This window comes from Anabaena sp. WA102 (assembly GCF_001277295.1).
Classification (GTDB): domain Bacteria; phylum Cyanobacteriota; class Cyanobacteriia; order Cyanobacteriales; family Nostocaceae; genus Dolichospermum; species Dolichospermum heterosporum.
Genome location: NZ_CP011456.1, coordinates 4145970 through 4158887, shown reverse-complemented (window position 1 = coordinate 4158887; position 12918 = coordinate 4145970). Strand labels below are relative to the sequence as shown.

Below are 12918 nucleotides of genomic sequence, written 5' to 3'. Positions count from 1 at the left end.
GTAGGGGAGGTAGAGGAGAATATTTTTACTCTTGCCTCCTGCCCCCAACTCCCCCAACTCCCCCACTCCCCCACTCCCCCACTCCCCCACTCCCCCACTCCCCCACTCCCCCACTCCCCCACTCCCCCACTCCCCCACTCCCCCACTCCCCCACTCCCCCACTCCCCCAACTCCTGACTTCTGTTTATTAATTTTTAATTCTCATGAGATCCCCCCAAAATAATCAATTTGACTACGTAAAAATTGGTATAGCTTCGCCAGAACGCATCCGCCAGTGGGGTGAGCGTACCTTGCCTAATGGACAACTCGTAGGTGAAGTTACCAAGCCAGAAACTATTAATTACCGCACTCTCAAGCCGGAAATGGATGGGTTGTTTTGTGAACGGATTTTCGGACCAGCTAAGGATTGGGAGTGCCATTGTGGTAAGTATAAGCGGGTGCGCCATAGAGGGATTGTGTGCGAGCGCTGTGGTGTAGAAGTAACAGAATCCCGCGTCCGTCGTCACAGGATGGGTTTTATTAAGTTGGCTGCCCCGGTGGCTCATGTTTGGTATCTCAAGGGGATTCCTAGCTATATTGCGATTCTCCTGGATATGCCGCTGCGGGATGTGGAGCAGATTGTTTATTTCAACTCTTACTGTGTTTTAGCGCCTGGTAATGCGGATACTCTCAGTTACAAACAACTGTTGAGTGAAGACCAGTGGCTAGAAATTGAGGATGCTATCTACAGTGAAGATTCCCAGTTAGAGGGTGTGGAAGTGGGCATTGGGGCTGAGGCTCTGTTGCGGTTGTTGGCGGATATTAATTTGGAGCAGGAGGCGGAAAGCCTGCGGGAAGAAATTGAGAAAGCCAAGGGACAGAAACGGGCGAAGTTAATTAAACGGCTGCGGGTGATTGATAATTTCATCGCTACCGGTTCGCACCCAGAATGGATGGTGATGGAAATTATCCCCGTGATTCCCCCAGATTTGCGCCCGATGGTGCAGTTGGATGGGGGGCGGTTTGCGACAAGCGATTTGAATGATTTGTATCGCCGGGTAATTAATCGCAACAACCGTTTGGCTAGGCTTCAGGAAATTCTCGCCCCGGAGATTATTGTCCGTAACGAGAAACGGATGCTGCAAGAGGCTGTGGATGCCTTGATTGATAATGGTCGCCGGGGACGGACGGTGGTGGGGGCTAATAACCGCCCGCTGAAGTCGTTGTCGGATATTATTGAGGGCAAACAAGGACGGTTCCGGCAAAACCTGTTGGGGAAACGGGTGGACTATTCAGGGCGATCGGTAATTGTGGTCGGACCAAAGCTGAAGATTCACCAGTGTGGACTGCCACGAGAGATGGCGATTGAGTTGTTCCAGCCCTTTGTAATCAATCGTTTGATTCGGTCGGGGATGGTGAATAATATCAAGGCGGCGAAGAAGCTGATTTCTCGTAATGATCCCAGTGTGTGGGATGTGTTGCAGGAGGTGATTGAGGGACATCCGGTGATGTTAAACCGAGCGCCGACGCTGCACCGCTTGGGGATTCAGGCTTTTGAACCGATTTTGGTGGAAGGAAGAGCGATTCAATTACATCCTTTGGTGTGTCCGGCTTTTAATGCTGACTTTGATGGTGACCAAATGGCGGTTCATGTGCCGTTGTCCTTGGAGAGTCAGGCAGAAGCACGGTTGTTGATGTTGGCTTCTAATAATATTTTGTCACCGGCAACGGGTAAACCGATTGTGACTCCTAGCCAAGATATGGTGTTGGGGGCGTATTATCTGACGGCGGAAAATCCCAATGCAACGAAGGGGGCAGGTAAGTATTTCTCCTCTTTGGATGATGTAATTATGGCTTATGAGGCGCAACAGGTGGAACTTCATGCCTATATTTACGTGCGCTTTGATGGGGAAATTGATTCGGGTGAACCGGATACTGAACCTTTGGAAGTGATTGAGGACAAGGATGCTAAGGGTAGGGTGACAAGTCGCACCCTAATCTATAAGTTCCGCCGGGTACGGGAAGATGGTCAGGGAAATTTGATTTCTCAGTACATTTATACGACTCCTGGCAGGGCGATTTATAACAAGGCGATTCAGGAAGCGATAGACGCTTAGGGAGTAGGGGAGGTAGGGGAGGTAGGGATGTAGGGGAGGTAGGGGAGGTGGGGGAGGTAGAGGAGGTGGGGGAGGTAGGGGAGGTAGGGGATGTGGGGGATGTGGGGGATGTGGGGGAGGTAGGGGAGGTAGAGGAGGTAGGGATGTAGGGGAGAATATTTTTACTCTTGCCTCCCCCAACTCCCCCCACTCCCACCACTCCCCCAACTCCCACCACTCCCCCTACTCCCCCACTCCCCCCACTCCCCCCACTCCCCCCACTCCCCTACTCCCCCCACTCCCTCTGACTCCTTCAACTAACAACTAATGATTGGGCGCAGGGCCTGCGCCCCTACTAAAATTATGACTAAAGCAGTTTTTCGCAATCTGGTGGTGAACAAGGGTAAATTAAGAGACTTGATTTCCTGGTCTTTTACCCATTATGGGACGGCGCGGACGGCGGTGATGGCAGATAAACTCAAGGAGTTGGGTTTTCGCTATGCTACCAAGGCGGGTGTGTCTATTAGTGTGGATGATTTGATGATTCCTCCTTCTAAGAAGGAATTGCTGGAGGCGGCGGAGACGGAAATTTTGGCGACGGAGGAACGCTATCAACGGGGGGAAATTACTGAAGTTGAACGTTTCCAGAAGGTAATTGATACTTGGAACAGTACCTCAGAAGCGCTCAAGGATGAGGTGGTGGTGCATTTCAAAAAAACCAATCCCCTCAATTCTGTGTATATGATGGCTTTTTCGGGGGCGCGGGGCAATATTTCTCAGGTGCGGCAGTTGGTGGGGATGCGGGGACTGATGGCAGATCCCCAGGGGGAAATTATTGATTTACCAATTAAGACCAATTTCCGTGAGGGGTTGACGGTAACGGAATATATTATTTCTAGTTATGGGGCGCGGAAGGGGCTGGTGGATACGGCGCTGCGGACTGCTGACTCAGGGTATTTAACCCGGCGGTTGGTGGATGTGTCCCAGGATGTGATTGTGCGGGAGTTTGACTGTGGCACTAATCGTGGTTTGACGATTGGGGCGATGGTGGAGGGGAATAAAACTCTGATTAAACTGGCGACGCGGTTGATGGGTCGAGTGGTGGGTGAGGATGTGGTGCATCCAGAAACGGGGGAAATCATTGCCCCTCGGAATACCCCTATTGATGATGATTTGGCGATCGCCATCCAAAAAGCCGGGGTACAGAAGGTGACTGTCCGCAGTCCTTTGACCTGTGAGGCGGCGCGGTCGGTGTGTCAGCACTGCTATGGTTGGAGTTTAGCCCATGCCAAGATGGTGGATTTGGGTGAAGCTGTGGGGATTATTGCGGCGCAAAGTATTGGTGAACCGGGAACCCAGTTAACCATGCGGACTTTCCACACCGGGGGTGTATTCACAGGGGAAGTAGCCCAACAGGTGCGATCGCAGGTGTCAGGAACAGTGAAAATTCCCCGCAAGTTACAAACCCGTCCCTATCGGACTCGACATGGTGAAGATGCTTTGTATGTGGAAGCCAATGGGACTTTGACGATTGAAGGGGATAAGAAATCGGGAACGGGGGAAAGCCAGGAAATTGCTGTTACCCAAGGTTCAACGCTGTATATCCACAATGGTCAACAGGTACTAGCGGATCACTTGGTGGCTGAGGTGGCGCTGGGAGGCAGAACTACCAGAACCAATACAGAAAAAGCCGTCAAGGATGTGGCGACGGACTTGGCTGGGGAAGTGAAGTTTGCCGATGTAGTGGCGGAACAAAAAACCGACCGTCAGGGCAATACCACTGTCACAGCCTCTAGAGGGGGGTTGATTTGGATTCTGTCGGGGGATGTATATAATTTACTGCCCGGAGCAGAATTGGTGGTAAAAAATGGCGATGCGATCGCTACTAATGGAGTCTTAGCGGAAACCAAATTAACCACAGTTCATGGGGGTGTGGTGCGGTTGCCAGAGGCGATTCCAGGGAAAGCCACCAGGGAAATTGAGATTATTACCGCTTCTGTGGTGTTGGATCAGGCAGCAGTGACAATCCAGAGTTCCCAAGGACGGAATAATTACCTGATTACCACTACCAATCCCGATAATGGGGCGATATCGGAGTTTAACTTGCGGGCGACTCCAGGGGCGAAGGTACAAAATGGTCAGGTAGTGGCAGAATTGATTGATGATCAGTACCGGACAACCACTGGGGGCTTGTTGAAGTTTGGCGAAGTGGAAGTACAGAAAAAAGGTAAAGCCAAATTGGGCTATGAGGTAGTCCAGGGGGGAACACTGCTGTGGATACCGGAAGAAACCCATGAGGTAAATAAGGATATTTCCTTGTTACGGGTGGAAGATGGACAGTATGTGGAAGCGGGGACAGAAGTAGTCCAGGACATCTTCTGTCAAACTGGTGGGGTAGTGGAAGTTACCCAAAAGAACGACATTTTACGGGAAGTAGTGATTAAACCCGGTGAACTGTTGATGGTGGATGATCCAGAGACAGCGATCGCCCATGACAATACGTTCTTGCAACCCGGTGAGGAACTGCAAGGAACTGTAGCTACGGAATTGCGCTATGTTCAGTATGTGGAAACTCCTGAAGGTCCAGGGTTGCTGAGTCGTCCGGTAGTAGAATTTGCTGTCCCCACCAACCCTGATGTTCCAGCCACCACTTCCGTCAGTCAGCAGACAGGGCGCTCGATTCAACTGCGGGCGGTGCAAAGGATTCCCTACAAGGATTCGGAACGGGTGAAGTCGGTGGAAGGTGTGGAACTGCTACGGACACAGATAGTATTAGAAATTGAGCAGGAGACGGAGGGAGAACACGGCAGTTCACCTTTGGCGGCGGACATTGAACTGATTACAGACCCAGAAGATGGGGAGATTCAAAGACTACAGTTGGTAATTTTAGAGTCTTTGGTAGTGCGCCGCGACATTACCGCCGATGCCACCCAAGGCAGTACCCAAACTAATTTGGAAGTGGTGGATGGTGACACCATTGAACCGGGGGCTGTGGTAGCCCGGACGAAGATATTATGTAAGGAAGGGGGGATAGTCCGGGGTGTGCAACAGGGGGCAGAAACAGTCCGCCGTTGTTTGGTATTGCGTGCCAATGATTTGGTGACAGTGAATACCAATGTCTTGCCCACTGTCGGTAAAGGTGATTTGGTAGTAGAAGGAAGTGCGATCGCGCCGGGGATATTCGCATCGGAATCGGGACAAGTGGTGGAAGTCAAGGGAGGTGACAGGGAACAGGTGACAGGTGACAGGGAACAGAGGATAGGTGACAGGGAACAGGGAACAGGTGACAGAAATGCTTCTTCACTGTCACCTGTCACCCGTCACCTGTCACCTTCTGCTTACACCATTACCCTCCGCGTCGGTCGTCCTTACCGGGTGAGTCCGGGGGCGGTGTTACAGGTAGAAGATGGGGACTTGGTGCAACGGGGTGACAACTTAGTGCTGTTGGTATTTGAACGGGCTAAGACTGGGGACATTATTCAAGGTTTGCCCCGGATTGAGGAACTGCTAGAAGCCCGTAAACCCAAGGAAGCTTGTATTTTAGCCCGTCGTCCGGGGGAAGTGAAGATTGTCTATGGCGATGGGGATGAGGTGACATCCATCACCAGAGAAGCCTATGCCATTAAAATTGTTGAAGCCAATGGCACAGTCACCGACTATCCCCTTGGACCTGGGCAAAACCTGATTGTTCCCGACGGGGCGCACATTGTAGCCGGACAACCCCTCACCGACGGACCCTCCAACCCCCATGAGATTCTGGAAATATTCTTCAGTTTGGGGTCAGAGGATGGGATCTATGCCTGTGCAAGCCACGCTTTGCAGAAGGTACAAACCTTTTTGGTGAATGAAGTACAGATGGTGTACCAATCCCAAGGCATTGACATTTCCGACAAACACATCGAGGTAATTGTCCGGCAAATGACCAACAAAGTGCGGATTGATGACGGTGGGGACACGACCATGCTACCGGGGGAACTGGTAGAACTCCGGCAGGTGGAACAGGTGAACGAAGCTATGGCGATTACCGGTGGGGCGAGGGCAGAATACACTCCCATGCTGTTGGGGATTACCAAGGCATCGCTGAACACCGACAGTTTCATCTCCGCGGCTTCTTTCCAAGAAACCACCAGGGTCTTAACAGAAGCCGCCATTGAGGGCAAATCGGACTGGCTGCGGGGACTGAAGGAAAACGTGATCATTGGGCGCTTGATTCCCGCGGGGACTGGCTACAACACCTACGAGGAAGCGGGGGTAATTGATGATTACGTAGTAGATATGGGCAGTGGCATCTTAGATGAAGTAGATGATTCATTGGACATGGTACTAGACGACCGCACCGCAAAACTCTACAACCTCGACGCACCGGGCATGGGCGATAGTGGCTTTGGTAGCAAAATAGGAGAACGGCTACTACTCGATGAGGATGATTTAATTGCTGATGAAATTAACGACCTAGTTATAGAAGATGACGATGATTTCGGAGAAGAAGAGGAAGATGATGACGACGATGATTTTGATGATGAATAAACTCTAGGACACTGCGGCGAAGGGACTTCCAAATAAAAAAATACTCAACCACCTAACGCAAAAATCTCTCAAACCCTTATTCCTCTGTGTCCTCTGCGCCTCTGTGGTTCGTTAATCAGGATAATTTATTTCTTGGAAGTCCCTAATAGTATTAACGTAAAACCCATAGCCCGCCTGGGAATGAATTCCCAGTCTAATAGCAGAAGTTGTCTTTTGATGACTAAATAACCCGGAAATTTTTGAGTAAACTTTAGTTTACTTTCGCTATTAGCCCGGAAATTCATTTCTGGGTGGGTGTGGAAGCCAACAAATAAGCCATCTGTAGCCTAAGTTGACACCAATGAAGCTCTTGCTTTACCCCTACGTTTAGAATCAAACAATCAAGCCGTTTTGAGTATAGTACAAAACGGCGTAAATAAACCAACCATTCTAAATCCTCCAAAAGCCTATACTGTCTTCATTTTGACTTTTGACTTTTGACTTCCGCCTTGCCCCAACCCCCCTTACAAAGGCTACGGTGTACACACAAGTTAAATTACCCCCCTTAATCCCCCCTTATCAAGTGGGGAAACCGGAAAAATTAGTTCCCTCCCCTTCACAAGGGGGGAAACCGGAAAAATTAGTTCCCTCCCCTTCACAAGGGGAGGGTTAGGGTGGGGTAATTTGAGGAATAATGGTGATTCGATAACTTGTGTGTACACCGTACTTACAAAGGGGGGCTAAATTCCTCAAAGTCCCCCTTTTCAAAGGGGATTTAGGGGGATCTGCGGGTGTCAGATCCCACATGAAAAAGTTTTCAAACAACCTCTTAGAGACTTCCAAATAAAAAAATGTCCCAAAACTAACGCAAAAACCCTCCCTATTTCTTCTCTCTCTGTGTTCTCTGTGCCTCTGTGGTTCGTTTGTTCATTTATTTATTGGGATAATTTATTTCCTAGAAGTCCCTTAATCAGATTTAAGCCAGTTTTCTACTGATATCTGAATCTGTTCCCTTGCCCCAAGGACAATTTTTAACGCCCACCTACTTATATCCATTATTAAAAATCACCCAGCTTGATCTTAATTCCAGAATCTAGGGGAGGAACTTTTAGATATTCAACTGGCTCATAAGGGTTACGATTTGAGTTATTACTGGGGCATAATTTCAAAAAAGATTCTGGATTCTTGATATAATCAAGAGGATTTATTTTCTTACACTCTGGCTTGCTGATACTGAAATATGGTTCAGGATTGACTTGGGGCATCTGATACCAATAACTGTCAATTGTGATTGGTTGTGTGATTAACTCTGCTGATTGATCATGTTCAACTCCGATAGGAGAAACTGGTTGAGGTTTAGCATTTATACTTTTATGAGCAAAAAACTCACATAATAAAAAAGTTAGGATTAAAAAAGGTAATTTCATTTGATAATGGTGAAGATGTGGAAAGTTTTTTGGTTTAGAGACTTCCAAGAAATAAATTATCCCAAGAAACGAACCACAGAGGCACAGAGTACACAGAGAGAGAATTTTTGCATCAGTTTTGGGACATTTTTTTATTTGGAAGTCTCTTATGATTACAATAACAAATTTTTAATTCACTTATGACAACAGAAATAAACTTACCAACCTTAGCTAGTTTAGAATATCATGCCTATATTGATAATGATGGTGAAGTCATAGTCACCTTTCAAGAAAAAATTGGAGTTTACGCGATTTTTAATCAGGATAAAATTCTGCAATTTGTTGGCTATTCTCGTGATATTTATCTAAGTTTAAAGCAGCATTTAGTCCGTCAACCTCAAAATTGTTATTGGGTAAAGGTACAAACTATAGAACGTCCTAATCGAACAATTTTGGAAGCTATTGAAAATGCTTGGATTACGGAAAATGCTAATCCTGATATTCCGAACATCGAAAATAAACAAAAATGGAATAATCCTATAGATGTAAAAGAATTAATGACACCAGAAGAACAAAATAATTATCAAAATATAGCTATTGATGAATTCGGAAAAAGCAAGGTTTTAAAAAATGTGGCGCGGCGGGTTGAAGAAGAAATTTTAGGAGTTCTCAAAGACCGGGGAGTCAATACTCAAATCCGCTTTAATCCAAAATTAAAAGAAACAGGATTATTAGATTTAAAATGAACATCAGAGACTGGGAACGAGACGAATCCCTACCACATCTCGTTCCTAGTCTCTGACTAGGAATGCAGGTAATGAGGCTCTGCCTCTAATATCATTGAAGGCAGAGCCTTCTAGAATTCATTCCCAGTCAGAGACTGGGAACGAGACGAATCTCTACCACATCTCGTTCCTAGTCTCTGACTAGGAATGCAGTTGATGAGGCTCTGCCTCTAATATCATAAGAATATCCGGTAAGTGGGAAACTCAGTGGCTTGGCTCCCTGAGAGGAAAGCGACACGGGCGGTTTTAACCGCTTTGAATCTTTTTTCATTACCGCCTTGGAGTTAAGAAACTCGGGGTACTTTTGTGGTGTACTTTCAACGGGACAATTACCGATTCAAATTTCCCAACTCTGTACGCATAATGTGTTGCTCCGAAGAGCCTCCCATTTCTGGGGTAATGTTAGCTAGATGCCTCCGGCACGCTGGCGCGAACGACCAGTTATAAGAGCTTGCTTGAGCTTACAACACTGTTCCAGTGACCTTAGAACTGTTTAATCACAAGCGACAGAGCGGGGAACTAGTGAAGCAGCGCGGTCTTGGGGGTTTCCCCCATGAGCGACTGCTGAACCCCGAAGGGGCTACGCATTCGGTGGGTGTCGTGACTCAAATAACGGCTACCATGAGACTAAGCTCAGGGTGGTCTGGTCAGTACAGCTTGTTTGATTACTCTTGCAAGCTCAGTCCCTTTAGGGCTGGGTTACTGACTGACTATCTATATCAATAGGATTTCAGGGCTTTGGCAATAGTATTGACTAGACAGTCTAGTATATATTTTAAGGTAGAGGTTGTTGACACTCCCCGCGTCTTTAGACCGGGGATTCTATAGAGAGTTTCAGTCTATATCTCTCAGTTATCCCAGCTTCAGGCAGGGTTCCTTAAATATTTGGGTTCCTGCCCTGATCCTGTTTGCCATTACCGGCAGAATCATCTCTGACAAGCGTAACTTTCCGAGAGTCCCCCGGTAGGTTTTTAATGTCTTTGCTGACAATTTAACTGTATCACGAATATGGATTAAAATTTGAAGTTATTTCAAATTTTTAAATTAATGTCAATGCAGGATAAAGGAAAGCCTCTAGCCTTCATCCCTTGTCTAAAGCACAGATGTAGCTGACTTAGGAAGCTACATCTTCAAGGGTTTTCGGCATTTCCCTTATAATTTGGTATGCTACTATGTCTCAAACTGCGCCAACATCTCCAGACAATTTTCTTAATGTTCCTATACCACCATCTAAGCAGCGAAAGGGTAAAAAACCAATTCCTTTGTTGTTGGGGTTGTTAGTCGTGGGGGGTAGTCTTGGTTATGTCCTGTGGCAAAATCGCCCCCAGGGAGAAGTAGATGTACTCAAATTAAGTGGTAGAATCGAGGGCTACGAAACCGAAATCGGGATTAAACGTTCGGGAAGAATCGAGTCCATTGCCTTGAGAGAAGGGGCTTATGTCAAAAAAGGACAAGAATTAATTAAGTTAGACGACAGTAATGATCAACTGTTACAAGAGCAATTACGAGGCGCTGAAGCACGATTAACATCTGCACAATCCGATGAACAACAGGCGATCGCAGAGGTGGATAGAGTGCAAAGTGAACTTGAACAAATTAACAGTCAAATTAGGGAAGCAAAGCTGAATTTACAACAGTCCGAGGGGGATACCCAAGGACGAATTCAACAGGCAAAATCTAATGTAGCGGCGGCTAAGGCTCAATTATTACAAACTCAAGCTCAAGTGAAGCAAACAGAGGCAGAGGTAAAATTAGCGAGAATTAACAGCGATCGCTATGCCCAGCTTATCAAAGAAGGCGCTATTAATCAACAACAATTTGACCAATCACAAACCACATTAGAGACAGCCATAGCCACTCTAGAAGCCCGAAAAGCGGCTGTAAATGCGGCACGAGAACAATTAAGCGCTATCCAAGGGGCATTAACTCAAACCCAAACCACAGGCTTTAATCCTGGCATTCGTAATGCTCAATTAGAAGCATTAAGCAGAAAAAAAGACCAGAGTTTTGCTCAAATGAAATCTGCTCAGGCTAAAGTCAGATCGGCTCATGGTAAAGTCAGAGATGCCTTAGCATCAAAACAGCAAATCCTCACCCAAATAGCAGACTCGAAAAAAGATTTAAATGTTGTTAGTCCTTTAGATGGGGTAATAACTTCTCGCAGTGCAGAACCCGGTACAGTAGTTAGTAGTCAAACCAAAATTTTAACAATAGTTGATCCCAAAAATATATATCTGCGAGGTTTTATTCCTGAAGGTGATATTGGCAAAGTCCGATTGGGACAAATTACTAAAATCTTTCTAGATTCTGCACCGGAAAAACCCCTAAATGGTAAAGTAATTTCTATTGATCCTCAAGCTTCTTTTACTCCAGAAAATATTTACTTCCAAAAAGATCGGGTGCGACAAGTAATAGGAGTTCGCATTCGAGTGGAAAATCCTCAAGGTTGTTTTAATCCCGAAAATCCCTATAAAGAATCAGATTTACCCTGTGCTAAAATCGGAATGCCGGCAGATGCGGAAATTAGGTTACAAGGTAATTAAGAGAAACAAACCACAGAGGCACAGAGGACACGGAGAAATGAGAGTTTAAAATATTTTCTGCATAAGTCATGGGGAGTTAAGAATGACTAATTACCAATCACCAATTACCAATTAGCCATTACCAATTACCAATTACCAAACAGAGGCTATTAAGGTTAGTAATTTACAAAAGAAGGGAACAGGGAACTCTTAACTGGGAACAGGGAGCAAATAAGAAACACTCATTTGCACCAGTTTAAAGCTCAGTCAAAAAAAGGATGTTTTTAAAAGATGCGTAGCACGAAAAAAACAGTGTCATTATTTCAATCTCATGTTTTTAAACATGAGTTTTTCCTGTTCCCTGTTGCCCGTTCCCTGTTCCCTCTGACATAAAGATTATGGGAAGTTAGCCGCAGTTAGAGGAATTAATTTTACTGTTAATAAGGGGGAAATGTTTGGTTTGATTGGTCCTGATGGTGCGGGGAAAACTACCACTTTTCACATTTTAGGTGGTGTGATGGTAGCGACTGCGGGGGAAGTTTTGGTATTTGGTCAACCTGCACGAGATGCGCGGTTAATGACGGGATATTTAACACAACAATTTTCTCTATATTTGGATTTGAGTATTGATGAAAATTTACGTTATGCGGGAGGTTTACGACAAGTTGATGATGATTTGTTATGGGAACGTCGTCATAAGTATCTGACATTAATGAGTTTAGAACAATTTGGCGAGAGGTACTATTCAAAGAGTTACCAATTTCTTTATGCAGCAAGAAGGACTTTTACCAGCTACTAAAAGAATTACCGCTAGAATCCGTTTGTGGTTTAATCCTGGTAGATTAGAATCTCTATATATTGTTCCCGGAGTATATGGTGTAATTCTATGGATTTTTCCATCTTTACTAACAGCGATCGCAATGGTTAGAGAAAAAGAAAAAGGGACTATTTTACAAGTTTATGCTTCTAGTATCAGTGCCACAGAATTATTATTAGGTAAAGGCATGGCTTATCTATTAATTGCCATAACTGAAGCATTAGTTGTGATAGGATTAGGGGGAATTATTTTTAAATTAAGCGTTGTTAATAAACCTATCACTTTATTACTGGGAACTTTAATATTTTTGATAGATAGTGTAATGTTTGGTTTACTTGTTGGAGTCCGTAGCAATAACCAAAATTCAGCGGTACAAATCATTTCTCTGGTGGGGTTTATTACCTCTTTGTTATTATGGGAATTGTGGTATTTAATTTGCCATTTCGGGGGAGTTTTTTGCTATTTATTTCTTTATCAAGTATGTATGTATTTGTGGGAATTAGTTTAGGAATTATGTTAGCGACTGTTTGCCGTTCTCAACAACAAGTATTACTCACATCTTTCTTTATTAATTTACCAATGGTGCAGACATCTGGGGCAATTTCTCCGATTGAAGCTATGCCTCCTTTTTTCCAAGTTTTATCTTTATTAAATCCTCTTCGTCATTACATCACCATTGTGCGGGGTATTTTACTTAAAGGAGTTGGTTTAGATGTGCTGTGGATTCATGTTTTAGCATTACTTGGTTTTGCTGTGGTGTTGTTGAGTATTAGTGTGAGTAAGTTTCGGAATCAGTTGAGTTAAGAT

7 protein-coding genes and 1 pseudogene are annotated in these 12918 nt (G+C 45.5%); 7 read left to right on the top strand and 1 reads right to left on the bottom strand.

The features are described from left to right. Positions 1-203 precede the first annotated feature (203 nt). Entirely contained in the window at positions 204-2096 is a 1893-nt protein-coding gene (locus AA650_RS18080; RefSeq protein WP_053540076.1) for a DNA-directed RNA polymerase subunit gamma, read from the top strand. A 342-nt stretch (positions 2097-2438) separates the two neighbouring features. After that, positions 2439-6602 carry a DNA-directed RNA polymerase subunit beta'' gene (locus tag AA650_RS18075; RefSeq protein WP_053541329.1) on the top strand — a complete coding sequence of 1388 codons (4164 nt, stop codon included), beginning with the start codon at positions 2439-2441 and terminating at the stop codon, positions 6600-6602. Positions 6603-7639: 1037 nt separating this feature from the next. On the opposite strand, the gene AA650_RS18070 is transcribed toward AA650_RS18075, so the two are convergent. Beyond that, positions 7640-8008: a hypothetical protein gene (locus AA650_RS18070; protein ID WP_053540075.1), complete on the bottom strand. Its 369-nt coding sequence runs from the start codon at positions 8006-8008 to the stop codon at positions 7640-7642. A 179-nt stretch (positions 8009-8187) separates the two neighbouring features. Between AA650_RS18070 and AA650_RS18065 the strand changes: the two genes are divergently transcribed. The 5 genes and pseudogenes from AA650_RS18065 (at position 8188) to AA650_RS18045 (ending at position 12915) form a co-directional block, all read left to right on the top strand. Then, positions 8188-8733 (top strand): GIY-YIG nuclease family protein, encoded by a 546-nt coding sequence (locus AA650_RS18065; protein ID WP_053540074.1) that lies wholly within the window; start codon positions 8188-8190, stop codon positions 8731-8733. Between the two features lie 1211 nt (positions 8734-9944). After that, positions 9945-11315, top strand: coding sequence for an HlyD family secretion protein (locus AA650_RS18060; RefSeq protein ID WP_053540073.1), 1371 nt, complete (start codon positions 9945-9947; stop codon positions 11313-11315). A 367-nt stretch (positions 11316-11682) separates the two neighbouring features. Further along, positions 11683-12033 (top strand): annotated as a pseudogene (locus AA650_RS18055) (ATP-binding cassette domain-containing protein); the annotation flags it as partial. Between the two features lie 28 nt (positions 12034-12061). Further along, on the top strand, positions 12062-12619 hold the full coding sequence (locus AA650_RS18050) for an ABC transporter permease (RefSeq protein WP_053540071.1): 558 nt from the start codon (positions 12062-12064) through the stop codon (positions 12617-12619). Continuing rightward, positions 12592-12915, top strand: a complete 324-nt coding sequence (locus AA650_RS18045; RefSeq protein WP_367272422.1) for an ABC transporter permease — start codon at positions 12592-12594, stop codon at positions 12913-12915. Before AA650_RS18050 ends, AA650_RS18045 begins: the two co-directional genes overlap by 28 nt. Positions 12916-12918 lie beyond the last annotated feature (3 nt).